The 23,684-nt window shown below is 55.1% G+C and carries 26 protein-coding genes; 8 read left to right on the top strand and 18 right to left on the bottom strand.

Annotated elements, in window-relative coordinates:
• The 9 genes from ABLV07_RS10220 to fkpA form a co-directional block, all read right to left on the bottom strand.
• Window positions 1-749: elongation factor Tu (locus ABLV07_RS10220; RefSeq protein WP_031231115.1), on the bottom strand; the 749-nt coding region annotated here is incomplete at its 3' end.
• 69 nt (window positions 750-818) lie between these two features.
• Window positions 819-2,933, bottom strand: coding sequence for an elongation factor G (fusA, locus tag ABLV07_RS10215; RefSeq protein WP_047054552.1), 2,115 nt, complete (start codon window positions 2,931-2,933; stop codon window positions 819-821).
• Between the two features lie 96 nt (window positions 2,934-3,029).
• Window positions 3,030-3,500, bottom strand: coding sequence for a 30S ribosomal protein S7 (rpsG, locus tag ABLV07_RS10210; RefSeq protein WP_015369416.1), 471 nt, complete (start codon window positions 3,498-3,500; stop codon window positions 3,030-3,032).
• Between the two features lie 95 nt (window positions 3,501-3,595).
• Entirely contained in the window at window positions 3,596-3,970 is a 375-nt protein-coding gene (gene rpsL, locus ABLV07_RS10205) for a 30S ribosomal protein S12 (RefSeq protein WP_000246815.1), read from the bottom strand.
• Between the two features lie 124 nt (window positions 3,971-4,094).
• Window positions 4,095-4,382: a sulfurtransferase complex subunit TusB gene (gene tusB, locus ABLV07_RS10200; RefSeq protein WP_015369415.1), complete on the bottom strand. Its 288-nt coding sequence runs from the start codon at window positions 4,380-4,382 to the stop codon at window positions 4,095-4,097.
• Between the two features lie 7 nt (window positions 4,383-4,389).
• Window positions 4,390-4,749, bottom strand: coding sequence for a sulfurtransferase complex subunit TusC (gene tusC / locus ABLV07_RS10195; RefSeq protein ID WP_015369414.1), 360 nt, complete (start codon window positions 4,747-4,749; stop codon window positions 4,390-4,392).
• Window positions 4,749-5,135, bottom strand: coding sequence for a sulfurtransferase complex subunit TusD (tusD, locus tag ABLV07_RS10190; RefSeq protein ID WP_139397213.1), 387 nt, complete (start codon window positions 5,133-5,135; stop codon window positions 4,749-4,751). The genes tusC and tusD overlap by 1 nt, the downstream gene beginning before the upstream one ends.
• On the bottom strand, window positions 5,135-5,857 hold the full coding sequence (locus ABLV07_RS10185) for a transcriptional regulator (protein WP_004868391.1): 723 nt from the start codon (window positions 5,855-5,857) through the stop codon (window positions 5,135-5,137). Before ABLV07_RS10185 ends, tusD begins: the two co-directional genes overlap by 1 nt.
• Before the next feature lie 166 nt (window positions 5,858-6,023).
• Complete coding sequence (fkpA, locus tag ABLV07_RS10180) at window positions 6,024-6,842, bottom strand: FKBP-type peptidyl-prolyl cis-trans isomerase (protein ID WP_015369412.1); 819 nt, start codon at window positions 6,840-6,842, stop codon at window positions 6,024-6,026.
• A 221-nt stretch (window positions 6,843-7,063) separates the two neighbouring features.
• Here fkpA and ABLV07_RS10175 point away from each other — a divergent pair, with 221 nt between their 5' ends.
• Entirely contained in the window at window positions 7,064-7,282 is a 219-nt protein-coding gene (locus ABLV07_RS10175) for a protein SlyX (protein ID WP_015369411.1), read from the top strand.
• A gap of 57 nt (window positions 7,283-7,339) precedes the next feature.
• On the opposite strand, the gene slyD is transcribed toward ABLV07_RS10175, so the two are convergent.
• The 4 genes from slyD to kefG form a co-directional block, all read right to left on the bottom strand.
• A complete protein-coding gene (gene slyD / locus ABLV07_RS10170; RefSeq protein WP_015369410.1) occupies window positions 7,340-7,930 on the bottom strand; it encodes a peptidylprolyl isomerase in 591 nt (196 codons plus the stop codon).
• Between the two features lie 94 nt (window positions 7,931-8,024).
• The gene (locus tag ABLV07_RS10165) at window positions 8,025-8,225 is read right to left on the bottom strand and encodes a YheV family putative zinc ribbon protein (RefSeq protein ID WP_004106389.1); all 201 of its coding nucleotides are present in this window, start codon (window positions 8,223-8,225) and stop codon (window positions 8,025-8,027) included.
• A gap of 13 nt (window positions 8,226-8,238) precedes the next feature.
• Window positions 8,239-10,044: a glutathione-regulated potassium-efflux system protein KefB gene (gene kefB, locus ABLV07_RS10160; RefSeq protein WP_015369409.1), complete on the bottom strand. Its 1,806-nt coding sequence runs from the start codon at window positions 10,042-10,044 to the stop codon at window positions 8,239-8,241.
• Complete coding sequence (gene kefG / locus ABLV07_RS10155; RefSeq protein WP_015369408.1) at window positions 10,031-10,594, bottom strand: glutathione-regulated potassium-efflux system ancillary protein KefG; 564 nt, start codon at window positions 10,592-10,594, stop codon at window positions 10,031-10,033. Before kefG ends, kefB begins: the two co-directional genes overlap by 14 nt.
• A 173-nt stretch (window positions 10,595-10,767) precedes the next feature.
• Between kefG and ABLV07_RS10150 the strand changes: the two genes are divergently transcribed.
• Entirely contained in the window at window positions 10,768-12,672 is a 1,905-nt protein-coding gene (locus ABLV07_RS10150; protein ID WP_020077810.1) for an ABC transporter ATP-binding protein, read from the top strand.
• A gap of 56 nt (window positions 12,673-12,728) precedes the next feature.
• On the opposite strand, the gene ABLV07_RS10145 is transcribed toward ABLV07_RS10150, so the two are convergent.
• Together ABLV07_RS10145 and prs are read right to left on the bottom strand one after the other, a co-directional pair.
• Window positions 12,729-14,219 carry a nicotinate phosphoribosyltransferase gene (locus tag ABLV07_RS10145; protein WP_139397215.1) on the bottom strand — a complete coding sequence of 497 codons (1,491 nt, stop codon included), beginning with the start codon at window positions 14,217-14,219 and terminating at the stop codon, window positions 12,729-12,731.
• A 4-nt stretch (window positions 14,220-14,223) separates the two neighbouring features.
• On the bottom strand, window positions 14,224-15,093 hold the full coding sequence (gene prs / locus ABLV07_RS10140) for a ribose-phosphate diphosphokinase (protein WP_139397217.1): 870 nt from the start codon (window positions 15,091-15,093) through the stop codon (window positions 14,224-14,226).
• Between the two features lie 197 nt (window positions 15,094-15,290).
• On the opposite strand from prs, the gene ABLV07_RS10135 reads away from it, so the two are divergent.
• The 4 genes from ABLV07_RS10135 (at window position 15,291) to ABLV07_RS10120 (ending at window position 18,270) form a co-directional block, all read left to right on the top strand.
• Window positions 15,291-16,010 (top strand): NUDIX domain-containing protein, encoded by a 720-nt coding sequence (locus ABLV07_RS10135; protein WP_108684469.1) that lies wholly within the window; start codon window positions 15,291-15,293, stop codon window positions 16,008-16,010.
• 80 nt (window positions 16,011-16,090) lie between these two features.
• Window positions 16,091-17,113: a hydrolase gene (locus tag ABLV07_RS10130; protein WP_015703647.1), complete on the top strand. Its 1,023-nt coding sequence runs from the start codon at window positions 16,091-16,093 to the stop codon at window positions 17,111-17,113.
• Window positions 17,110-17,328: a YheU family protein gene (locus tag ABLV07_RS10125; RefSeq protein WP_015369405.1), complete on the top strand. Its 219-nt coding sequence runs from the start codon at window positions 17,110-17,112 to the stop codon at window positions 17,326-17,328. The genes ABLV07_RS10130 and ABLV07_RS10125 overlap by 4 nt, the downstream gene beginning before the upstream one ends.
• Before the next feature lie 72 nt (window positions 17,329-17,400).
• The gene (locus ABLV07_RS10120) at window positions 17,401-18,270 is read left to right on the top strand and encodes a phosphoribulokinase (RefSeq protein ID WP_015369404.1); all 870 of its coding nucleotides are present in this window, start codon (window positions 17,401-17,403) and stop codon (window positions 18,268-18,270) included.
• Window positions 18,271-18,332: 62 nt separating this feature from the next.
• Here ABLV07_RS10120 and ABLV07_RS10115 read toward each other — a convergent pair whose 3' ends face one another.
• Window positions 18,333-18,737 (bottom strand): OsmC family protein, encoded by a 405-nt coding sequence (locus tag ABLV07_RS10115; protein ID WP_015703648.1) that lies wholly within the window; start codon window positions 18,735-18,737, stop codon window positions 18,333-18,335.
• A 304-nt stretch (window positions 18,738-19,041) separates the two neighbouring features.
• Between ABLV07_RS10115 and crp the strand changes: the two genes are divergently transcribed.
• Both crp and ABLV07_RS10105 read left to right on the top strand, forming a co-directional pair.
• Window positions 19,042-19,674, top strand: a complete 633-nt coding sequence (crp, locus tag ABLV07_RS10110) for a cAMP-activated global transcriptional regulator CRP (RefSeq protein ID WP_000242758.1) — start codon at window positions 19,042-19,044, stop codon at window positions 19,672-19,674.
• A 50-nt stretch (window positions 19,675-19,724) separates the two neighbouring features.
• Window positions 19,725-21,803 (top strand): YccS/YhfK family putative transporter, encoded by a 2,079-nt coding sequence (locus ABLV07_RS10105; protein ID WP_046883947.1) that lies wholly within the window; start codon window positions 19,725-19,727, stop codon window positions 21,801-21,803.
• Here ABLV07_RS10105 and ABLV07_RS10100 read toward each other — a convergent pair.
• Together ABLV07_RS10100 and pabA are read right to left on the bottom strand one after the other, a co-directional pair.
• Window positions 21,793-23,013: an aspartate aminotransferase family protein gene (locus ABLV07_RS10100; protein ID WP_015369401.1), complete on the bottom strand. Its 1,221-nt coding sequence runs from the start codon at window positions 23,011-23,013 to the stop codon at window positions 21,793-21,795. The genes ABLV07_RS10105 and ABLV07_RS10100 overlap by 11 nt on opposite strands.
• A gap of 89 nt (window positions 23,014-23,102) precedes the next feature.
• Window positions 23,103-23,666, bottom strand: a complete 564-nt coding sequence (gene pabA, locus ABLV07_RS10095) for an aminodeoxychorismate synthase component 2 (protein WP_042893910.1) — start codon at window positions 23,664-23,666, stop codon at window positions 23,103-23,105.
• Between the last annotated feature and the right edge of the window lie 18 nt (window positions 23,667-23,684).

The following is a 23,684-nucleotide window of genomic DNA, read 5'->3' as shown; positions in this document are numbered from 1 at the left end:
TCTTTGATACCAACGATTTCAACTTCTTCACCAACTTTGATGATACCGCGCTCTACACGACCGGTAACAACGGTACCACGACCGGAGATGGAGAATACGTCTTCGATCGGCAGCAGGAACGGCTTGTCAATCGCACGCTCTGGTTCTGGGATGTAAGAATCCAGGAAGCCAGCCAGTTCGATGATTTTCGCTTCCCACTCTGCGTCGCCTTCCAGCGCTTTCAGAGCAGAACCACGAACGATCGGAGTGTCGTCGCCCGGGAAATCGTACTGAGACAGCAGTTCACGAACTTCCATCTCAACCAGTTCCAGCAGCTCTTCGTCATCAACCATGTCGCATTTGTTCAGGAACACGATGATGTACGGAACGCCTACCTGACGACCCAGCAGGATGTGCTCACGAGTCTGCGGCATCGGGCCGTCAGTCGCAGCAACAACCAGGATCGCGCCATCCATCTGAGCAGCACCGGTGATCATGTTTTTAACATAGTCGGCGTGGCCCGGGCAGTCTACGTGTGCGTAGTGGCGAGTCGGGGTGTCATATTCAACGTGGGAAGTGTTGATGGTGATACCACGAGCTTTTTCTTCCGGCGCGTTATCGATCTGGTCGAATGCGCGAGCAGCACCGCCGTAGGTTTTAGCCAGTACGGTGGTGATTGCAGCGGTCAGAGTAGTTTTACCATGGTCAACGTGGCCGATAGTACCAACGTTGACGTGCGGTTTTGTACGTTCAAATTTTTCTTTAGACACGGCTATATTCCTTACTATAGTGCTCTCCCCTCAGGAGAGAGCACGGGACTTAGGTTTTAATCCTGTGGATTATTTACCACGGGCTTCAATAACGGCCTGAGCAACGTTGTTCGGCGCATCATCATACTTCAGGAATTCCATGGTGTATGATGCACGACCTTTGGTCAGAGAACGCAGCTGAGTTGCATATCCGAACATTTCAGACAGCGGAACTTCAGCGTGGATCTTAACGCCAGTTACTTCAGATTCTTGACCGCGCAGCATGCCGCGACGACGGCTCAAGTCACCGATTACGTCACCGGTGTTCTCTTCCGGAGTTTCTACTTCAACCTTCATGATCGGCTCAAGCAGAACTGGTTTCGCTTTCTTAAAGCCTTCTTTAAAGGCGATAGAAGCGGCCAGTTTAAACGCCAGCTCAGAGGAGTCAACGTCGTGGTAAGAACCGAAGTGCAGACGGATACCCATATCAACTACCGGGTAGCCAGCCAGCGGACCAGCTTTCAGCTGTTCCTGGATGCCTTTATCAACGGCCGGGATGTATTCGCCAGGGATTACACCACCTTTAATGTCGTTGATGAACTCGTAACCTTTCGGGTTAGAGCCCGGCTCCAGCGGGTACATGTCGATCACAACGTGACCGTACTGACCACGACCACCAGACTGCTTGGCGTGTTTACCTTCAATATCGGTAACTTTCTGGCGAATCGCTTCGCGGTAAGCAACCTGAGGTTTACCGACGTTCGCTTCAACGTTGAATTCACGCTTCATACGGTCAACGATGATGTCGAGGTGCAGTTCACCCATACCAGCGATGATGGTCTGGTTAGACTCTTCGTCAGTCCATACGCGGAATGACGGGTCTTCTTTAGCCAGACGACCCAGAGCCAGACCCATTTTTTCCTGGTCAGCTTTGGTTTTCGGCTCAACGGCGATGGAGATTACCGGCTCAGGGAATTCCATACGCTCCAGAATGATCGGCGCATCCGGGTCACACAGGGTGTCACCAGTGGTTACGTCTTTCAGACCGATAGCGGCAGCGATATCGCCCGCGCGAACTTCTTTGATCTCTTCACGTTTGTTAGCGTGCATCTGAACGATACGACCGAAACGCTCACGTGCAGCTTTCACGGAGTTCAGTACGGTATCACCAGAGTTAACCACACCGGAGTACACACGGAAGAAGGTCAGGTTACCAACGAACGGGTCGGTAGCGATTTTGAACGCCAGTGCAGAGAACGGCTCGTCGTCGCTTGCGTGACGCTCAGCCGGGGTATCTTTACCGTCGTCCAGGATGCCGTTGATTGCCGGAACATCAACCGGGGATGGCAGGTAATCAATTACCGCATCCAGCATCGCCTGAACACCTTTGTTCTTGAATGCAGAACCACAGGTTACCAGGATGATTTCGTTGTTCAGAACGCGCTGACGCAGAGCTTTTTTGATCTCTTCTTCAGTCAGTTCTTCACCGCCCAGGTATTTTTCCATCAGCTCTTCGGAAGCTTCCGCAGCGGACTCGATCAGGTTCTGGTGCCATTCGTCAGCCAGGTCCTGCATGTCAGCCGGGATATCTTCGTATTCGAAGGTAACGCCCTGGTCTGCATCGTTCCAGTTGATGGCTTTCATTTTCACCAGGTCAACAACACCGGTGAAACCTTCTTCAGCACCAATTGCCAGCTGCAGCGGAACCGGGTTCGCGCCCAGACGGGTTTTGATCTGACCAACAACTTTCAGGAAGTTCGCACCCATGCGGTCCATTTTGTTAACGAACGCAATGCGCGGAACTTTATATTTGTTTGCCTGACGCCATACGGTTTCAGACTGCGGCTGAACACCACCAACTGCGCAGTAAACCATTACCGCACCATCAAGAACACGCATGGAACGTTCTACTTCGATAGTGAAGTCAACGTGCCCCGGGGTGTCGATGATGTTTACACGGTGCGGTTCATACTGTTTAGCCATACCAGACCAGAATGCAGTAGTCGCAGCGGAAGTGATGGTGATACCACGTTCCTGCTCCTGCTCCATCCAGTCCATGGTAGCGGCGCCGTCATGAACTTCACCGATTTTGTGGTTTACACCGGTGTAGAACAGAATACGTTCGGTAGTAGTGGTTTTACCGGCGTCGATGTGCGCACTGATACCGATGTTACGGTAGCGTGCGATGGGTGTTGTACGAGCCATTTGATTCCTCGTTTATTTCTTTAGGCGTTCAGTTAAGTTATCCAGAGCGGGCGACTCATCTGAAACGCCCGCCTGGTGACTATGACTCCGAAGGGATTACCAACGGTAGTGTGCGAACGCCTTGTTGGCTTCGGCCATACGGTGAACGTCTTCACGTTTCTTAACTGCAGTACCTTTGTTGTCTGCAGCGTCAGTGAGTTCGTTCGCCAGGCGCAGAGCCATGGATTTATCACCGCGTTTACGAGCAGCTTCAACGATCCAACGCATTGCCAGGGCATTACGACGAACCGGACGTACTTCAACTGGAACCTGATAAGTAGAACCACCTACGCGGCGGGACTTAACTTCGACAGTCGGGCGCACGTTTTCGAGCGCAACTTCGAAGGCTTCCAGTTCAGTTTTACCAGAGCGCTGAGCCAGGGTCTCCAGCGCGCTGTATACGATAGTTTCTGCAGTAGATTTTTTACCATCTACCATCAGGATATTTACAAATTTAGCCAGCAGTTCTGATCCGAACTTCGGATCCGGCAGAATTTTACGCTGACCAATGACGCGACGACGTGGCATGGAAATACTCCGTTGTTAATTCAGGATTGTCCAAAACTCAAAGAGTTTAGTTTGACATTAATATAAAACGTTTGGCCTTACTTAACGGAGAACCATTAAGCCTTAGGACGCTTCACGCCGTACTTGGAGCGAGCCTGCTTACGGTCTTTAACGCCGGAGCAGTCAAGCGCACCACGAACGGTGTGGTAACGAACACCCGGAAGGTCTTTAACACGACCGCCACGGATCAGGATCACGGAGTGCTCCTGCAGGTTGTGACCTTCACCACCGATGTAGGAGGTGACTTCGAAACCGTTAGTCAGACGCACACGGCAAACTTTACGCAGTGCGGAGTTCGGTTTCTTAGGAGTGGTGGTATATACGCGAGTACATACGCCACGTTTCTGCGGGCAGGCTTCCAGCGCCGGCACGTTGCTCTTTGCAACTTTGCGCGCGCGTGGTTTGCGTACCAGCTGGTTAACTGTTGCCATTAAATAGCTCCTGGTTTTAGCTTTTGCTTCGTAAACACGTAATAAATCGCCTCATATAATATGAGGACGCAGAATTTTAGGGCGGTGCCGAAAAGGTGTCAAGAAATATACAACGATCCCGCCATTACCAGGCCAACTGACCTTCATGTTTGACCGTAAGACTGACGAAATCAGTATAGCCAACCCTGACGACACTGTCCGCAATTTGACCAGCCAGCCCGCGGGCTTCGATATCGTCTTGCAGAGCATGTAGGGTTATGGGGGCGGATTGCAGGATTTCAAGGAAACGGCCGCCGTCAATCGCCGCGACCACGCCATCGGAGAGCAGGAGCAGATCGTCGCCTGGCTTCACCAGACGCAGCATCGCGTCGATATCGACATGCCAGGGAGAGACGCTTAGAGTGTGGAGCATCTGGGCCTCAGAATCGTAGAATCACGTTGAACTCATCAAGCCGGGCGCGCAGCGCTTCTGGCTCGAGGCTTTCTACATCCACCACCCACGGCGTATCGGCGGCCAGGCCGCGCTCGCGGGCAGACGCCGCGCATAACCAACACTGTTCGATGTCATACAGCGATAACAGCTTGAAGGTGGCGATATAATCACGGGCGAGGATTTTTCCCGGCTGCTGGCCAGGGATAATCTGAAACACGCCGTCACCGACAAAAAAAACGCCGAGGTCGTCGGTGAGGGCCGAGGTCGCCAGTAAGGCGTCCAGCCCTTCCCTACCGGCTGCGCTGCCGTGCGGCGCGGAAGAAAATACGAAAGCCACGCGTTTCATCAGAACTGTACCATTCTATCGCAGGTTAACGACGCTTCAGCCAGCGCGCCTAGCCCGCTTAAGGTGAATCCCGGCTGCAGATTATGCGCCGGCAAACCAAGCTGCTGCGCTTCGCGTTCATCGCTCACGCCGCGGCGTAGCGCGGCTGCCACGCAAATGTGCAGCGCAACGGCATGTTCATCATGCAGGCGCTGCCAGTGACGCACCAGGTCTACCTCATCGCTGGCGGGAGCCGTCAGCTGATTGGCGTTGTAGACTCCTTCACGATAGAAAAATACGCAGGGCAGTTCGTGTCCTGCGTTAATAACCGCCTGCGCAAACTGCCACGCGCTACTGGCCTGCTGAGTACCGTAGGCAGGCCCGGTTACGGTGATGGCAAAACGCATTACTTATCCAGCCCCTGGAAATCACCGCTTTTAAACTGGCGGATGTAGAGGTACACCGTGTGTTTAGAGATATTCAGGCGATCGGCTACCTGGTTAATCGCATCTTTGATATCGAAGATGCCTTTCTCATAAAGATTTAACACGATTTGGCGGTTTTTCGCGTTATTCGATACGTTACGATCGGCATTCACCTCTTCAATGGTGAACTCCAGCGTTTGCGCCACCAGATCATCCACCGACGAGGCGAAGTTGACCTGCGAGTTGACTTCCGGCGTCTCCGGCGGAATGAAAGTGCTCATAATCTGCGAGAACGGAACATCAAGGTTCATGTTGATACAAAGCAGACCTATCACCCGATGTTCCCGGTTGCGAATGGCGATAGTCACCGATTTCATCAGCACACCGCTTTTCGCGCGGGTAAAATAGCACTTCGATACGCTGCTATCCGCTCCCGTCATATCGTGCAGCATACGTAACGCCAGATCGGTAATCGGCGAGCCAATTTGGCGGCCGGTGTGTTCACCGTTAGCGATACGAATAGCGGAGCATTTTAAATCCTGCAGTGAGTGCAGCACGATTTCACAATGGGAACCAATGAGCATCGCTAACCCGTCCACCACCGCTTCATAGGATTTTAGGATATCGAAGTCGGTCTGGTCGAAAGGACGTTGATCCAGCAGGTCAAGCTCGCTGGTTTCGTTGGTTAAAAGCGACCTGGACATGTAAAAAAGCACTCCTTTTCAGGAGCCTGTCGTTATCGTCAGGGCAGGCTCATCATCATTATTAAGCTATCTAAAGTAATACAGCGCCTGAGGAATTTTCCAGTTTTAATTATATCTACAGCCAATAAAAAAGCCGCCGCCCCTGAAGGCGGCGGCTTATAGCAGATTACTTCTTAGCGTCTGCAGCCGGTGCTTCGGCAGCGGCTTCTGGCTTAGCATCAGCCTTCGGAGCCGGTTTGATGTCCAGCAGTTCTACATCGAATACCAGCGTAGAGTTAGCCGGGATACCCGGAACGCCAGTTTTGCCGTAGGCCAGATCTGGTGGGATAACCAGCTTGATTTTGCCGCCTTTTTTGATGTTTTTCAGGCCTTCGGTCCAGCCAGGAATAACGCCATCAAGACGGAAAGAGAGCGGCTCGCCGCGGGTGTAAGAGTTATCGAACTCTTTACCGTCGATCAGCGTACCTTTGTAGTTCACCACGACGGTATCGCTGTCTTTCGGCGCATCGCCAGTACCGGCTTTCTCGACTTTATACATCAGGCCGGATTTAGAGGTTTTCACGCCCTTCTCTTTAGCGAAGGCGTCACGGAACGCTTTGCCTTTGGCATCGTTCTCGGTCGCATCTTTTTCCATCTTCTGCTGAGCGGCGGTTTTCACGCGGGTCTCAAAGGACTGCAGAGTGGTTTCAATTTCTTTGTCGGACAGTTTGCTCTTATCGGCAAACGCATCCTGCACACCGGCGATCAGCTGGTCTTTATCCAGTTTGATACCCAGCTTCTCTTGTTCTTTCAGGGAGTTTTCCATGTAACGGCCGAGGGATGCACCCAGCGCATAAGCGGATTTTTGATCGTCATTTTTAAATGCCGATTTGCTGTCCGCCGCCGGTGCAGCTTTCGCTGCGGTATCGGCAGCAAAGGTCAGCGGTGCATTCAGGGCAACGGCCATCGTGGTCGCCAGCAGCGTTACTTTAAACAGTGATTTCATCCATTTCTCCAGGGCCGGGGCATCTCACCCCAGGGTTATCATAAAAAGCAAAAAACGTACTATAGAACGTTGCAGAACAAATCTACATACAGACCTACCTGAATATCGCCTCATTTCAGACTATTTTTGTATGAATTAGTTTCCTCTCTGACGTTACGATGCTGCGTTAACGCGGAAACTTGAGTAGAATCCGCCCGCAAACAAGATAGAAGAGGCGACCTATGAACGATAGCACAATGGAGACGCGTCTGGCGGAACTGGAAAGCCGACTGGCGTTTCAGGAGATCACCATCGAGGACCTCAACAAAACCGTCACGGCGCATGAAATAGAAATGGCCAAAATGCGCGAACATATGCGCTTGATGATCGAAAAATTGAAAGCGACACAGCCGTCGCACATCGCGTCACAGTCTGAAGAGACGCCGCCTCCGCATTATTGAGACGTAAAAAAAGCGGGTTTCCCCGCTTTTTTGGCTATTCGCGCGAACGCGACGCCATTAGTGGCAACCGCAACCACCGTTACCGCAACCACCTTTGCCGTGTTCATGGTCGTGACCATGATCGTGGCCGTGGCCGCCGCAGCAACCGTCATGACCGTGGTCATGATCGTGATCGTGGCCATGAGCGCCGTGTACGTGACCGTGCTCCAGCTCTTCTGCAGTGGCTTCGCGCAGGGCGACAACTTCTACGTTGAACTTCAGATTCTGGCCAGCCAGCATGTGGTTGCCGTCAACCACCACGAAATCGTCGCCGACTTCGGTGATTTCTACCGGTACCGGACCCTGGTCGGTTTCAGCCAGGAAGCGCATGCCAACCTGCAGTTCGTCAACGCCCATGAAAACGTCTTTAGGAACGCGCTGAACCAGGTTTTCGTCATACTGGCCGTACGCGTCATTCGCGCCGACTTCGACATCAAATTTGTCGCCCACTTCGTGGCCGTTTAATGCGTTTTCCAGGCCGGAAATCAGGGAACCGTGACCATGCAGGTAGTCCAGCGGCGCACTCACCGGAGACTCATCAACCAACACACCGTCTTCTGTACGTACCTGATAGGCCAGGCTGACCACCAGGTCTTTTGCTACTTTCATGATATCTCCTGAGCATGGGAAGAATAGTGGCGCAGATTGTAGCGGAATTCTGCAGCCGTGTACCCTTTAGCTTAAAAAAAGGCGACAGATAACGCTAGTCCGGATGAAAAATGCCGATCACTTGCTCTTCTTTACGAACGTGCTCGCGGACCTCTTTATCGGCCTCGCGCATCTGATGTCCGCACTTAACGCACTCAACAATATCGACATTATTCTCGCGCCACATCGCCAGTGAATCCTGCGCCTGGCACGCCGGGCATTTTGCGCCGGCAATAAAACGTTTACGTACCGCCATTTTGTTCTACCTTCTATTCAAACTCGTCCCAGCCGTCCAGCTGCCGGCTTTCTTTCTGCATTTCACGCTCAAAAATCTCTTCCAGCTCGCGCCGGGCCTCCCGCACGCGGGATATCTGTACGGTATCAGTATGCACTGGCATTAACTCGCGCAGCATTCGCATATCGAGGCGTCGAAAGTGTAACTGCGCGCGCTGCGCCTGATGCGGATGCATTCCCAGGGTCACCAGCGCCTTGCGCCCCAATTCCAGGGCGCTGGAGAAGGTTTCTCGCGAGAATTGCGTCACGCCGGCCTGTAATAGCTCATGCGCCTCTACGCGCCCCCGCGCACGCGCCAGAATATGGAGGTGGGGAAAATGCTGTTGGCACATCTCCACCAGCTTCATGGTATCTTCCGGCTCGTTGCAGGTAATCACAATAGACTGCGCCTCTTCCGCCCCCGCCGAACGCAGCAGCTCAAGCTGCGTCGCATCGCCGAAATAGACTTTGTAGCCATATTTGCGCATCAGGTTGACCGCGCTGATATCGCGTTCAAGCACGGTAATACGCATTTTATTGGCCATCAGCAGGCGCCCAATCACCTGACCAAAACGCCCGAAGCCAACGATAATCACCTGTGGCTTATCATCCTCGACCCATGGCGCCTCATCGGTATCCTCCGCCGGGTTAAGCCGTCGCGACAGCACTTTATCAATGACCTTCATCAGGAGCGGCGTGGTCATCATCGATAAGGTTACGGTAACCAGCAGCAGCGCCATTTGATCGTTATGGAACAGCTTCTGCGAAGCCGGCATGGAAAAGAGAACAAAGGCGAACTCGCCGCCCTGGCTCAATACTCCGGCGAACTGCGTGCGCTCGGAGCTGCGCAAACCATATAGCCGGGCCAATACATAAAGCACCAACGCTTTAACCGCCACCAGCGCGGCAACGCTCAGCGCGACCCACAACAGATGGGTATATAGCACGCCAAGATTCAGCGCCATGCCGACGGAGATAAAAAACAGCCCCAGCAGCAAGCCTTTAAAAGGCTCAATAGCGATTTCCAGCTCGTGGCGATATTCGCTTTCCGCCAGCAGCACGCCGGCGATAAACGTCCCCAGCGCCATTGACAGCCCCAGGGCGTCCATAAACAGCGCGGAACCCAGCACCAGCAGCAGCGTGGCGGCGGTAAATACCTCACGCACGCCGGAACCGGCGATAAAACGGAAAACCGGACGCAGCAGAAAACGGCCGCCAATCAGCATGCCGGCGAAAGCCAGCACCTTCATCCCCACCGACATCCAGTTGAAGTTATCGTCGCCGTGTCCGGCGAGCAGCGGGACCAGCGCCAGTGCCGGGATCACCGCTAAATCCTGAAATAACAGAACTGAAAAGCCCAGCTGGCCGGATTCGTTACGGCTCATTCCCTTCTCGCGCATCAGCTGCAGCGCCATTGCGGTAGAAGACATTGCTAACCCAATACCGCCCACCACGGCCGCCTGCCACGAAAACCCGGTGACCACCAGCAATCCGCCGAGGATCGCCGCGCTAAACAGCACCTGCGCCGCGCCGACGCCGAATATCGAGTTGCGCAGTTGCCACAATTTGGCCGGATTAAGCTCAAGGCCGATGATGAACATCAGGAATACAACGCCCAGCTCGGAAAAGTGAAGAATTTCATCCACATCGCTAATAAAGCCAAGCCCCCACGGGCCAATTGCAATCCCGGCCAGCAGGTAGCCGAGCACGGCGCCAATGCCCAGCCGGGCCGCCAGCGGTACCGCCACCACGGCGGCAAACAAAAACAGTACCCCTGCTAATAGCAAATCAGCTCCCGCCATTGACGCCTCCTGTAGCAACAGGATTCGCGAGCCAATCGCGATATGCGCGGGCGTGGCTTTGCAAATCTTCCGGCCGCTGTCGGCGCGCCCAGTAGACAATAATCGGACTCAGCCAGTGCATGCGGCACATGCCGGCCGTTAACTCAAAAGGGCGCAGAATATCATTCATCGGATAGCGATTAGCATCGCGGCGGTAAGCGCTCTCCGGCTCGCCGGTGGTGATCACGCTACGCCAGTACTTTCCCGCCAGTTGATTTCCTCCCGCGCCGCTGGCGAAGCCGCGGCTCAGCACCCGGTCCAGCCACTCTTTCAACAATGCCGGGCAGCTCCACGTATACAGCGGATGTTGGAAAACAATCACCTGGTGCTGACGCAGGAGATCCTGCTCATGGGCGATATCAATAAAAAAATCTGGATAGTGCGCATAAAGATCGTGCACGGTGACATTCGGCAACTGTAAGGCCGGTTCAAGCAAAACCCGGTTGGCCACGGAATCCTGAGATTCTGGGTGGGCATACAGCAGCAACACTTTCGCTGTCTGAGACATCATTCCCCTCCCGAACGTCATCTGGCGGCTTGCGAAGCGGCTGCGTCTCGACGCAACCAGAATGACTTTGTCTATCGTCTTCATTTTGGGCTACCATTGCGGCCCTATGGAGCGTTTCGCTTCCACACTACATTATCATAAAGACAAATTAACATAGTCTGAACATACGGCGCCTTATGATTGTTTTCTCCTCGTTACAAATTCGTCGCGGCGTACGCGTCCTGCTGGACAACGCCACCGCCACCATCAATCCTGGCCAGAAGGTCGGTCTGGTGGGTAAAAACGGCTGCGGTAAATCTACGTTGCTTTCGCTTTTGAAAAACGAGATAAGCGCCGACGGCGGCTCCATGACCTTCCCGAGCAACTGGCAGCTGGCGTGGGTTAATCAGGAAACGCCGGCCCTGCCGCAACCGGCTATTGATTATGTTATTGATGGCGATCGCGAGTTCCGCAAGCTGGAAGCCGATTTACAGCAGGCCAATGAGCGCGACGACGGCCACGCCATCGCTACCGTCCACGGTAAGCTGGATGCCATTGACGCCTGGACTATTCGTTCCCGCGCCGCCAGCCTGCTACACGGCCTTGGTTTCAGTAACGAGCAGCTTGAGCGCCCGGTCAGTGATTTCTCCGGCGGCTGGCGTATGCGCTTAAACCTCGCGCAGGCGCTGATCTGCCGTTCCGACCTGCTGCTGCTCGACGAACCGACCAACCACCTCGATCTTGATGCGGTGATCTGGCTGGAAAAATGGCTGAAAGGCTATACCGGTACGCTGATCCTGATTTCCCACGATCGTGATTTCCTCGATCCGATCGTCGATAAAATTATTCATATCGAACAGCAAACGATGTTCGAATACACCGGTAACTACAGCTCGTTTGAAATCCAGCGCGCGACCCGTCTGTCGCAGCAGCAGGCCATGTATGAAAGCCAGCAGCAGCGCGTAGCCCACTTGCAGAGCTATATCGACCGCTTCCGCGCCAAGGCCACCAAAGCGAAGCAGGCGCAGAGCCGTATCAAAATGCTTGAGCGCATGGAGCTTATCGCTCCGGCGCACGTCGATAACCCGTTCCACTTCAGCTTCCGCGCGCCGGAAAGCCTGCCGAACCCGTTACTCAAGATGGAAAAAGTCAGCGCCGGCTACGGCGAACGGATTATTCTCGACTCCATCAAGCTGAACCTGGTGCCCGGTTCGCGTATCGGTCTGCTGGGGCGCAACGGCGCCGGTAAATCAACGCTGATTAAGCTGCTGGCCGGTGAGTTACAGCCGCTGTCCGGTGAAATTGGCCTGGCGAAAGGGATTAAGCTCGGTTACTTCGCCCAGCATCAGCTCGAATTCCTGCGCGCCGATGAGTCGCCGATACAGCATCTGGCCCGCCTGGCGCCGCAGGAGCTGGAACAAAAACTGCGCGACTACCTCGGCGGCTTTGGATTCCAGGGGGATAAAGTCAGCGAAGAGACCCGCCGTTTCTCCGGCGGCGAAAAAGCGCGCCTGGTGCTGGCGTTAATCGTCTGGCAGCGCCCTAACCTACTGCTGCTCGATGAACCGACCAACCACCTTGATCTTGATATGCGTCAGGCCTTAACCGAAGCGCTGATCGACTTCGAAGGGGCGCTGGTCGTGGTCTCGCACGATCGTCACCTGATCCGCTCCACCACTGACGATCTGTATCTCGTACACGACGGTAAAGTTGAACCGTTTGATGGCGATCTGGAAGATTATCAGCAGTGGCTGAGTGATTCGCAGAAGCAGGAAAACCAGACTTCTGAAGCGCCGAAGGATAACGGCAACAGCGCGCAAGCGCGTAAGGATCAAAAACGCCGCGAAGCCGAACTGCGCACGCAAACGCAACCGCTGCGTAAAGAGATCGCCCGGCTGGAAAAAGAGATGGATAAACTCAACGCGCAGCTGGCGCAGGCGGAAGAGAAACTGGGCGACAGCGAGTTATATGACGCCTCGCGCAAAGCGGAATTAACCGCGTGCCTGCAGCAGCAGGCGAGCGCCAAATCAGGGCTCGAAGAGTGTGAAATGGCGTGGCTGGACGCGCAGGAACAGCTGGAGCGGATGCTGCAGGAAGGTTAATGCAAGACAGTGACAACAAAAGGCGGGATATCCCGCCTTTTTTCATTCGCCTGGCATCAACGCTGCGCCGCCAGCCGGGCGCGGATCTGTGACAATGATTCGTAACCAAACAGCTGGCCATCAAGGAAACGAGTGGTTAGCTCTCCCTGACCTTCTTGCTCCTGGCTTTGATCGTCATGCAGCCGTAGCTCGCCGCTGGCATCGCGCGCTACGCGTAACAGCCCGCGCGCAGAACGTTTCAGGCCGTTGTCGGTTTTTGGCTCCTTAAAGAGCGCTCTTCCTTCGCCATTCACTTCCCCCCAGGTGGCTTTCATCGCAAAGCCGAAAGTATCACGCGTATTGTACTGGTAGGTATATGAACCCACCCCGAATACCACGTTAGCGCTGGCAAAGCCTTTAGCTTCCAGGCGACGCAGGATCTCATCCGCTCTCGCAAGCGTAATAGAATCGCCATAAATCAGACCTACGTGGGGGTCCAGCACCTTATACCCCTTCTCGTTAATCGTCCCGCCAAAGATTTCCCACAGCACCTCAACCGAACCTTTCTCCTCGGCGCGACGATCGCTGCGGGTATCATCATCGGCGGCAGTGCCGCAGAGGATAGCCACCGGATCGCCGCTGTCCGGTCGGAATACCACACGTCCCTGGCGTTGCATAATGACGGCTTTCAGTTCGCGGGTATACTCGGTCAGTACCTGCCAGTAATCCCAGGTATCGGAAACAATAGAGACAAACCCCTGCGGGTGGACGTCAGAGATGAGCCGGCGAAAAGTTTCTATCTCCCGATCCCGCTCGCCCATACACATCACGCTATGCTCGGTAGCGGGGATGCTGGCGCCGATCGTGTCTTCTTCACCCCGAGTATAGTAATCACGAGCGTAGAGCAGCGCAGGCAGGCTATCCGTCCCTTTAAAGCTAATCAGATGCCCGCTGCCAGACTGTGCGGCGTCATGTAGCCCGGACATGCCGCGAAACGAAAAGTCGTGGCATTGAAAATCCAGATGTGTCAAATCGCTACAGGTTTGCTCCGCCCAGCGTTCGCAGATCAGACGATAGTGATGCGCGATAGTGGCATTAGTTGACGTTTTCCACAGTTCTGCCGAAAGGACCGTCTCCAGATAGTTCACCAGCCAGAAAAACTGCGGCAGGGTATTGGTGATGGTTAAAACCGGTACCTTCATCGGCACTTTCGTGCCCTCATCCAGCGCTTTGATGTGCAGCGGCAGGTAGCCTAGCTGATGCAGCTCGCGGATATGATCTACCGCGACACTATCCCGTCCCAGGTAGCCGTCCATAACCTGCTTATACTCGCTGACCACTTCCTCTTCCGGACGAGCGAAAAAGCCCTCGTTAAACAGATCGATGAGGAACCACTGTAAAAAACCCTGTAAGCCGAAGAATACCAACTTGCCATCCGCTAGCGGCGACTGAAAGAAACGGTCGCCGCGCGGCGTAAAATTCGAATAGACCTTAGTCGTCCCCTGTGGATACTGAACGCGATGGGAAACTTTATAACCATCGATAGCCAGAATCGGATTCATTTTCATTTTGTTATCCCCAATAAGCGCGGTAAATGGTTTCAATATCAATCAGTTCCAGCTGTGGATGGACTAAAGCCGCAGAGGAATAAGAGGTGGTGGAGTAAATGGCATCGATGCCATTATTCAATAGATGCGTAATGCCTTTAGAAAAGACGCCATGCGTCACGTACAGGCTAACGCTACGCGCGCCGGCGTCACGCAGGACCTGCGCCGAGCCGATAAACGTTCCACCGGCATCGCAAAGATCATCAACGATCAGTACCGCTTTACCCGCCACCTCTCCGGCCAGCAGCGAAAAGCCTGTTAACGCGCCGCTAGCGACATCTCGCTCCTTACTGAGGATCGCAAACTCGCTGGCGCCACAGGCTTTAGCGACATACTGAATTTTCTTTAACGCTCCAGCATCCGGCGCCACCAGCATTAACTTCCCGGCGGCGATGGCACGTCGCAGATGGGAGTTCTGCAGCATGCACTGTTGTTGGCTAATCGCGACCAGGTTGTTTACCGCCGCCGCCGCGGCCTCACTATGCGGGTCGAGGACTACAATTTTGTCGAATCCCAGTGTATTCAGCTGCTGTGCAAAAACTTTCAGCGCAAAGCTGTCGCCTGGCACCATATGGCGATCCTGGCGCGCCCACGGCAGCCATGGCAGCTCCAGATGGCTGAAGGCGACATCGGTCACATGGCGAACGGCCTCCACCAACTGGGCCAGCAGCATAAAATCATTCATATCACGTAGCGCGACCGCCCGAATGCGCATTAACGCGGCGGAGGCCGGCAGCTCACCGGTCACTTTCAGCCAGCCTGCGCCATCAGGGAAGACGCCGCTGGCAAGGGTTACCGCTGTATCGTCCAGCAAAAGTGTGAATTTTTCGCTCATGATGGCCTCCTCGCCTAAATTATGTCTCTTGGACACAATTGATAATGTCCTTAAGACACTATTCATGCAAGCATTAAATATCGTTCCGCGACGAAAAAGAATTAACCCATTGAAAGATAGAAGGAAAAAATAGCCACTTGCCGCTCTGAAGGGGGCTGGTACACTTGTCGGCGTTCTTATTGCGCAGCGAGCATGTTATGACCACCGACGCCGATTACCTCAACCACTACGACGCCAGCCGTTTTCCTTCACCGCTGGTGACCGTCGACAGCGTGCTGTTTACCCTTCATCAGGGAGCGCTGTGCGTACTGTTGGTTGAACGCGCGAATCCGCCACAGCAAGGCGCATGGGGGCTGCCCGGCGGATTTATCGATACGGGCCACGATGAGTCCACCCGCACTACGGCGCTGCGGAAGCTGACGGAAAAAACCGGCATTTCCCCTTCATGGCTGGAGCAGTTCGGTACCTTTTCCGGACCGGACCGCGATCCGCGCGGTTGGAGCCTGACCGTTGCCTGGTTCGCGCTAATCGCCTGGGTCGATTGTCAGCCGCATATCGCCAGCGTCAGCGACGCCCGCTGGGTGCCGGTCCAGCAGCTTGATGAGTATCACCTTGCCTTCGATCATCGGCAGATAGTCAGCGCCGCGCTGGAGCGCCTGCGCCAGAAAACGATGTATTCGTTATTGCCTGTTTACTGTTTGGGGGATACCTTTACCCACGGCCAGTTGCAGGAAGCGACCGAAATCATCCTCGGCCAGCCGATTCAGCGTAAAAGCCTAATCCGCCGTTTTGAGGCCTCCGGCATGTTCGAAGAAACCGGAGAAACGCTGGCGACAGGGGCGCGAAAGGCGCGATTGTGGCGGCTCAAGCCCGGTGCGGATATCCACCTCTTCTCGCGCAATCTGCTTGCCGATTAGCCGCAAGACCACATATTGGCTAACCGCCCACTTTTATGCGCGGTATAGTGTTCTAAAAGTTTCTTAATAATCCTGGTACTATGGTTGAAATAACCCCGACAGCAGTGACGCCCCCCGATAACGATTCGCGCGAATTCCATCCGATGCGCGGCGTGGGCAATCGTCATCTGCAAACCATGCTGCCGCGGATCATCCGCCGCAAGCTCCGATTTACGCCGCACTGGCAGCGCCTTGAGCTGCCGGATGGCGATTTCGTCGATCTGGCCTGGAGCGAAGACCCCGCCGGCGCGCGCCACAAACCGCGACTGGTGGTCTTTCACGGTCTGGAAGGCAGCCTGCACAGCCCTTACGCCCACGGTTTAATTCACGCCGCCATGCAGCGCGGCTGGCTCGGGGTGGTGATGCATTTTCGCGGCTGCAGCGGCGAGCCGAATCGCAACAGTCGTATTTATCACTCTGGCGAAACGGAAGACGGCACCTGGTTCCTGCACTGGTTGCGGCGTGAATTCGGCGCCGCGCCGACGGCGGCGGTAGGCTATTCGCTTGGCGGCAACATGCTGGGCTGTCTGCTGGCGAAAGAAGGCGACAATATTCCGCTCGATGCGGCCGTCATTGTCTCGGCGCCCTTTATGCTGGAAGCCTGCAGCTACCATATGGATAAAGGATTTTCGCGCGTCTATCAGCGTTACCTGCTCAACCTGCTGAAAGCCAACGCCTCGCGCAAGCTGAAAGCCTATCCAGGCTCGCTGCCGGTGGATCTTCGCCAGCTCAAAAGCATGCGCCGCATCCGCGAATTCGACGACATGATCACCGCCAAAATCCACGGTTTCGCCGATGCGCTAGACTATTACCGACAGTGCAGCGCGATGCCGCGCTTAAGCGATATCACCAAGCCGACGCTGATCATTCACGCAAAAGACGATCCATTTATGGACCATCATTCAATACCGCCGCAGGAACAGCTGCCGGCTAACGTCGAATATCAGCTCACGGAACAAGGCGGCCACGTTGGCTTTGTCGGCGGTACGCTGCGAAAACCGCAAATGTGGCTGGAGCAACGTATTCCGGATTGGTTAACCCGCTGGCTGGGAGGACAAGCATGATTATTCCCTGGCAGGATCTCGATCCCGAAACGCTGGATAATCTGATTGAAAGCTTTGTGTTGCGCGAAGGCACCGATTATGGTGAACATGAACGTTCGCTTGCCGATAAAGTCGCCGATGTAAAACAGCAGCTTAAAACCGGGGAGGCCGTACTGGTGTGGTCAGAACTGCACGAGACGGTCAACATCATGCCCCGCAAGATGTTTAACGGCTAAGCGCCATGCCCCTCTAACCGCGAGAGCCTGGCGCGATACGGCGACACACCATCACTTAATCAGGGAGTTGTTATGTCTGCCAAACATCCAGTGATCGCAGTCACGGGCTCCAGCGGCGCGGGCACCACCACCACCAGCCTCGCGTTTCGCAAAATTTTCTCGCAACTGAACCTGCATGCCGCGGAGGTCGAAGGGGATAGCTTCCATCGCTATACTCGCCCGGAAATGGACATGGCGATCCGCAAAGCGCGCGATCAGGGCAAACACATCAGCTACTTCGGCCCGGAGGCCAACGACTTCAGCCTGCTTGAACGCACCTTTTTAGAGTACGGCGAATTCGGCAAGGGCCAGTCGCGAAAATATCTCCATACCTATGATGAAGCGGTTCCCTGGAATCAGGTTCCCGGCACCTTTACCCCGTGGCAGCCGCTGCCTGAACCGACCGACGTGCTGTTTTATGAGGGGCTGCACGGCGGCGTGGTGACGCCGCAGCATGACGTGGCGAAACATGTCGACCTGCTGGTCGGCGTGGTGCCGATCGTCAACCTCGAATGGATTCAGAAGCTCATTCGCGATACCAGCGAACGCGGCCATTCGCGCGAAGCGGTGATGGACTCAGTGGTGCGTTCGATGGAGGACTACATCAATTTCATCACCCCCCAGTTCTCACGTACCCATATCAACTTCCAGCGCGTGCCGACGGTCGATACCTCGAATCCGTTTGCCGCCAAAGGTATTCCATCGCTCGACGAAAGCTTCGTGGTGATTCACTTCCGCAATTTGCAGGGGATTGATTATCCCTGGCTGTTGGCGATGCTACAGGGGTCGTTTATCTCGCATATGAACACCCTGGTGGTGCCGGGCGGTAAGATGGGGCTGGCGATGGAGCTCATTATGGCGCCGCTGGTCGAGCGCTTGATGGAAGGCAAAACCATTAGTTAAGGGCAAAATAAAACCCCGGTCGCCGTGCTGCCGGGGTTAGTGTCCCGCTACGTCAATTCGCCTCAGGCTTCGATGACTTCGTAAGAGTGGGTGATGTTGACCGCCTTTTCCAGCATCAACGCCACCGAGCAGTACTTCTCCGCGGATAAATCCACCGCACGGGACACCGCCGCATCCTTCAGCTCTTTACCGGTGACGATAAAGTGCAGATTGATATGAGTGAACAGGCGCGGCGCCTCTTCACGGCGTTCGGAGGTCAGCTTCACTTCGCAGTTAGTGACGTTTTGACGCCCTTTTTGCAGGATAGACACCACGTCAATTGCGCTACAGCCGCCCGCCGCCATTAACACCATCTCCATCGGGCTGGGCGCTTTGTCCCCGGAGTTGCCATCCATTAAAATCTGGTGGCCGGAGGCCGACTCACCGATGAAGGTTAGACCTTCCACCCATTTCACACGCGCTTGCATAAAATTTAACTCCGCTGTTGCAATTTTCCTGACAGATTACGCGCACATAACAAATCTCGCAACGGAAGGCGACCTGGGTCATGCTGAAGCGAGACACCAGGAGACATGCGGTGAAAGCTATGCTAAAACAGTCTGGATGCTACAGTAATACATTGATGTACCGCATGTATGCTGAGGAGTTCACATTACAGGCTGCATAAATTGAGCAGCCAGCTTCCCAGGCATAGGGAAAAATACGATTGCATGCCCGGATGCCGTGTAGTGTCGGCGTCCGGAGATAGCTTATAACAGAGGATAACCGCGCATGGTGCTTGGCAAACCGCAAACAGACCCTACCCTTGAATGGTTCTTGTCTCATTGCCACATTCATAAGTACCCATCAAAGAGCACGCTGATTCACCAGGGTGAGAAAGCGGAAACGCTTTACTACATCGTAAAAGGCTCCGTGGCTGTACTCATCAAGGATGAAGAAGGTAAAGAGATGATCCTCTCTTACCTCAACCAGGGCGATTTCATCGGTGAATTAGGCCTGTTTGAAGAAGGTCAGGAACGTAGTGCCTGGGTACGTGCGAAAACCGCATGTGAAGTGGCCGAGATCTCTTACAAAAAATTCCGTCAGTTAATCCAGGTGAACCCGGACATCCTGATGCGCCTTTCTTCGCAGATGGCGCGTCGTCTGCAGGTCACTTCCGAGAAAGTCGGTAACCTTGCTTTCCTCGACGTGACGGGCCGTATCGCTCAGACCTTACTGAATCTGGCGAAACAGCCTGATGCCATGACTCACCCGGACGGGATGCAGATCAAAATCACCCGCCAGGAAATTGGCCAGATCGTCGGTTGCTCTCGTGAAACCGTCGGCCGTATTCTGAAGATGCTGGAAGATCAAAACCTGATCTCGGCACACGGTAAAACTATCGTCGTCTACGGTACCCGTTAAGTCGCTAAACGGCGTATTGCTCCGCGCAGTACGCCGTTTTTGTTTCTCCCATGTGGCGCAGGCTGATTTACCACCCGGAAGTCAACTATGCACTGCGGCAAACGCTGGTGCTGTGTCTACCTGTGGCCATCGGGCTTCTGCTCGGCCATCTGCAGCAAGGGCTGCTGTTCTCTTTAGTTCCCGCCTGTTGCAATATTGCCGGTCTCGACACCCCGCATAAACGTTTTTTCAAACGCCTGATCGTTGGCGGCTGCCTGTTTGCCGGCAGCAGCCTGATTGTGCAATTGCTTCTGGCGCGCGACATCCCGTTGCCGCTTATCCTCAGCGCGCTGGCGCTGATTCTCGGCGTGACGGCGGAAATCAGCTCGCTACACGCTCGCCTGTTGCCGGCATCGCTTATCGCCGCCATTTTTACCTTAAGCCTGGCCGGCAATATGCCCATCTGGGAGCCGCTGCTTATCTATGCGCTGGGAACCTTGTGGTACGGACTCTTTAACTGGTTCTGGTTTTGGCTCTGGCGAGAGCAGCCGCTGCGCGAGTCGTTAAGCCTGCTTTACCGCGAACTGGCTAACTATTGCGAGGCCAAATATAGCCTCCTGACGCAGCACACTGATCCGACGACCTCCCTGCCGCCGCTGCTTACCCGCCAGCAGAAGGTAGTCGATTTAATTACCCAGTGCTATCAGCAGATGCATATGTTAGCCGCCAACCAGCGTAGCGAACATAAGCGACTGCTGCGCGCGTTCCAGGTTGGGCTGGATCTGCAGGAACATATTTCAGTGAGCCTGCACCAGCCGGAAGAGGTGCAAAAACTGGTGGAGCGCAGCCATGCGGAAGCGGTCATCCGCTGGAACGCGCAGACCGTTGCCGCTCGTCTGCGGGTGCTGGCGGATGATATTCTCTACCACCGCTACCCGCGCCGCTTTCAGATGGATAAGCAAATCGGCGCGCTGGAAAAAATCGCCTATCAGCATCCCGATAACCCAGTTGGCCAGTTCTGCGCCTGGCACTTCAGTCGTATCGCCCGCGTGCTGCGCACCCAGCGCCCGCTGTACGCACGTAACCTGATGGCGGACAAAGAACGACGCCTGCCGCTGCTACCGGCCCTGAAGAATTACCTGTCATTGAAATCCCCGGCGCTGCGCAACGCCGCGCGCATCAGCGTAATGTTGAGCATCGCCAGCCTGATGGGCAGCGCCCTGCACCTGCCGAAGCCTTACTGGATCCTGATGACCGTGCTGTTCGTGACGCAAAACGGTTACGGCGCCACCCGCGTGCGGATTGTCCACCGGGCGGCAGGCACCCTGGCGGGCCTGGTGATCGCCTGGCTGACCTTACACTTCCACGTACCGGAGAGCTATACGTTAAGCGGTATGTTGTTCATCACGCTGCTGAGCTATCTCATCATTCGTAAACACTACGGCTGGGCGATGGTGGGCTTTACCGTCACCGCGGTATATACCCTGCAGTTGCTAACGCTTAACGGCGAGCAGTTCATCGTCGCCCGCTTTATCGATACCATCATTGGCTGTCTGATCGCCTTTGGCGGGATGGTCTGGCTATGGCCGCAATGGCAGAGCGGCCTGCTGCGTAAAAACGCCCACGATGCCCTGGAGGCCGATCAGGAGGCTATTCGGCTGATACTTAGCGCCGATCCGCAGGCCCCGGCGTTGGCCTACCAGCGTATGCGCGTCAACCAGGCGCACAACGCCCTGTATAACTCGCTTAACCAGGCGATGCAGGAACCGGGTTTTAACTCGCACTATCTGGAAGATATGAAGCTGTGGGTAACCCATAGCCAGTTTATCGTTGAGCATATCAACGCCATGACCACGCTGGCGCGCGAGCATACGATGCTAACGCCTGACCTGGCGCAGCGGTATCTGGAATCTTGTGAAATTGCGCTGCAGCGCTGTCAGCAGCGTCTGGATTCAGACGGGCCGGGCAGCGCGGGCGATGTAAATATTATGGAATCCCAGGACGGGGAAGTGTTGCGTGGGCCGCTCAGCACCCTTGAGCAGCATCTGCAGCGGATCCTCGGCCATCTGAACACCATGCACACCATTTCGTCGGTGGCATGGCGTCAGCGTCCGCATCACGGCATCTGGCTACGCACGACTAGGCGCTAAGCACGTTTTTAACCGCCTGCGCAAAGCGCGCCATCCCTTCGGCGATATCGCTATCATCAATCACCAGCGACGGCACAAAGCGCATTACGTCCGGCCCGGCGTTTAACACCATCACCCCGGCCTCCGCCGCGGCATAGAGGAAATCGCGCGCGCGTCCATGATGCTGCGGCTTAAGCGCGGCGCCGATTAACAGCCCCATGCCGCGGATGTCGCTGAACAGATCAAACTGCGCATCGATCTGCTGCAGGTGTTCGACAAACAGCGCCCGTTTGGCATTCACGCCCTCCAGCACCTGCGGCGTGTTAATCAGGTTGAAAGCCGCGGTCGCCACCGCGCAGGCCAGCGGATTGCCGCCGTAGGTGGAGCCATGGGAACCGGCATGGAAGGCGCTGGCAATTTCATTGGTGGTCAACATCGCGCTAATCGGGAAACCGCCGCCGAGCGCTTTCGCGCTGGTCAGGATATCCGGGGTCACGCCGTAATGCATATAGGCGAACAGCGAACCGGTACGGCCCATACCGCACTGCACTTCATCAAATACCAGCAGTGCCTGATACTGGTCGCACAGTTCGCGCAGCCCCTGCAGGAACGCCGGCGTCGCCGCCATCACCCCGCCCTCGCCCTGAATCGGCTCAACCACCACCGCGCAGGTATGGTCATCGATCACCGCTTTCACCGCCTCGAGATCGTTAAATGGGACATGCACGATATCTGCCGGTTTCGGCCCGAAACCGTCAGAGTATTTCGGCTGACCACCAACCGAGACGGTGAACAGCGACCGTCCGTGGAAGGCATTATGGAAAGCGATGATTTTGGTTTTGTACGGGCTATGGCGAGTGATTGCGTAATGACGCGCCAGCTTGAACGCCGTTTCATTGGCTTCCGTACCGGAGTTCATAAACACCACGCGTTCGGCAAAAGTAGCGTCCACCAGTTGGCGACCCAGGCGCAGCGCCGGCTCGTTGGTAAAAACGTTGCTGGTGTGCCACAGGGTTTCGCCCTGCTCGTGCAGCGCCGCCACCAGCGCCGGGTGGCAGTGGCCCAGCGCGGTCACCGCAATCCCGCCGGCAAAATCAACGTACTCTTTGCCCTGCTGATCCCAAACGCGGCTGCCTTTCCCCTTCACCGGAATAAACTCCGCCGGTGCATAAATCGGCAGAATGACTTCATCGAATGTGGCGCGGGTGATTGCCGGTTGCTCTGTTGCCATGTGATGCCCATCCTTCTGTGTAAGGTGCAATGAATGCGATGTTTTAATCACAAAATATGCATAATAAATCAACTCATGGCAACTACAAATCAGCGTTTAAGGAAGTTTTGCAGCAGTTGGTGTCCCTGTTCGCTAAGAATACTCTCCGGGTGGAACTGCACGCCTTCGAGATCCCACTGGCGATGGCGGATACCCATGATTTCACCGCTGGCGCTGCGGGCGGTAACGATAAAATCCGCGGGAAGAGTTGGCGGGTCGATAACTAATGAATGGTAACGCGTAACGGTGAGCGGGTTGTTTAACCCCTTAAAAACGCCCTCGCCGTTGTGCTCAATAAGCGACGTTTTACCATGCATGACCTGAGCGGCGCGTACGATGGCGGCGCCGAAGACCTGGGCGATAGCCTGATGACCCAGACACACGCCGAGCAGCGGGGTTTTTCCGGCATAGCGGCGGATAACGTCCAGCGAAATACCTGACTCATCGGGCGTGCAGGGGCCCGGCGAAATAACGATTTTCTCCGGCGCCAGCGACGCTATCTCTGCCAGCGTTAACTCATCGTTACGCTTAACCAGCACCTCCGCCCCCAGTTCGCAAAAGTACTGGTACAGATTCCAGGTGAAAGAGTCATAGTTATCGATTAGCAGGATCATAGCGGCTCCGGAAAAAAC

It is taken from the genome of Klebsiella sp. CN_Kp097, from assembly GCF_040064495.1.
Classification (GTDB): domain Bacteria; phylum Pseudomonadota; class Gammaproteobacteria; order Enterobacterales; family Enterobacteriaceae; genus Klebsiella; species Klebsiella aerogenes.
Note: the sequence above shows the minus strand (reverse complement) of the source record. Positions and strands in the feature narration are given on the sequence as shown.

Coding starts and splice junctions, on each gene's coding strand:
- crp (WP_000242758.1), top strand. CDS start 19,042: ATGGTGCTTGGCAAACCGCAAACAGACCCTACCCTTGAATGGTTCTTG.
- kefB (WP_015369409.1), bottom strand. CDS start 10,044: ATGGCGGGAGCTGATTTGCTATTAGCAGGGGTACTGTTTTTGTTTGCC.
- pabA (WP_042893910.1), bottom strand. CDS start 23,666: ATGATCCTGCTAATCGATAACTATGACTCTTTCACCTGGAATCTGTAC.
- ABLV07_RS10135 (WP_108684469.1), top strand. CDS start 15,291: ATGACCACCGACGCCGATTACCTCAACCACTACGACGCCAGCCGTTTT.
- fkpA (WP_015369412.1), bottom strand. CDS start 6,842: ATGAAATCACTGTTTAAAGTAACGCTGCTGGCGACCACGATGGCCGTT.
- ABLV07_RS10120 (WP_015369404.1), top strand. CDS start 17,401: ATGTCTGCCAAACATCCAGTGATCGCAGTCACGGGCTCCAGCGGCGCG.
- ABLV07_RS10185 (WP_004868391.1), bottom strand. CDS start 5,857: ATGTCCAGGTCGCTTTTAACCAACGAAACCAGCGAGCTTGACCTGCTG.
- rpsG (WP_015369416.1), bottom strand. CDS start 3,500: ATGCCACGTCGTCGCGTCATTGGTCAGCGTAAAATTCTGCCGGATCCG.
- ABLV07_RS10100 (WP_015369401.1), bottom strand. CDS start 23,013: ATGGCAACAGAGCAACCGGCAATCACCCGCGCCACATTCGATGAAGTC.
- tusD (WP_139397213.1), bottom strand. CDS start 5,135: ATGCGTTTTGCCATCACCGTAACCGGGCCTGCCTACGGTACTCAGCAG.
- rpsL (WP_000246815.1), bottom strand. CDS start 3,970: ATGGCAACAGTTAACCAGCTGGTACGCAAACCACGCGCGCGCAAAGTT.
- ABLV07_RS10175 (WP_015369411.1), top strand. CDS start 7,064: ATGAACGATAGCACAATGGAGACGCGTCTGGCGGAACTGGAAAGCCGA.
- tusB (WP_015369415.1), bottom strand. CDS start 4,382: ATGCTCCACACTCTAAGCGTCTCTCCCTGGCATGTCGATATCGACGCG.
- tusC (WP_015369414.1), bottom strand. CDS start 4,749: ATGAAACGCGTGGCTTTCGTATTTTCTTCCGCGCCGCACGGCAGCGCA.
- ABLV07_RS10130 (WP_015703647.1), top strand. CDS start 16,091: ATGGTTGAAATAACCCCGACAGCAGTGACGCCCCCCGATAACGATTCG.
- ABLV07_RS10150 (WP_020077810.1), top strand. CDS start 10,768: ATGATTGTTTTCTCCTCGTTACAAATTCGTCGCGGCGTACGCGTCCTG.
- ABLV07_RS10105 (WP_046883947.1), top strand. CDS start 19,725: ATGTGGCGCAGGCTGATTTACCACCCGGAAGTCAACTATGCACTGCGG.
- ABLV07_RS10165 (WP_004106389.1), bottom strand. CDS start 8,225: ATGGCGGTACGTAAACGTTTTATTGCCGGCGCAAAATGCCCGGCGTGC.
- ABLV07_RS10125 (WP_015369405.1), top strand. CDS start 17,110: ATGATTATTCCCTGGCAGGATCTCGATCCCGAAACGCTGGATAATCTG.
- ABLV07_RS10145 (WP_139397215.1), bottom strand. CDS start 14,219: ATGAAAATGAATCCGATTCTGGCTATCGATGGTTATAAAGTTTCCCAT.
- slyD (WP_015369410.1), bottom strand. CDS start 7,930: ATGAAAGTAGCAAAAGACCTGGTGGTCAGCCTGGCCTATCAGGTACGT.
- prs (WP_139397217.1), bottom strand. CDS start 15,093: ATGAGCGAAAAATTCACACTTTTGCTGGACGATACAGCGGTAACCCTT.
- fusA (WP_047054552.1), bottom strand. CDS start 2,933: ATGGCTCGTACAACACCCATCGCACGCTACCGTAACATCGGTATCAGT.
- ABLV07_RS10115 (WP_015703648.1), bottom strand. CDS start 18,737: ATGCAAGCGCGTGTGAAATGGGTGGAAGGTCTAACCTTCATCGGTGAG.
- kefG (WP_015369408.1), bottom strand. CDS start 10,594: ATGATGTCTCAGACAGCGAAAGTGTTGCTGCTGTATGCCCACCCAGAA.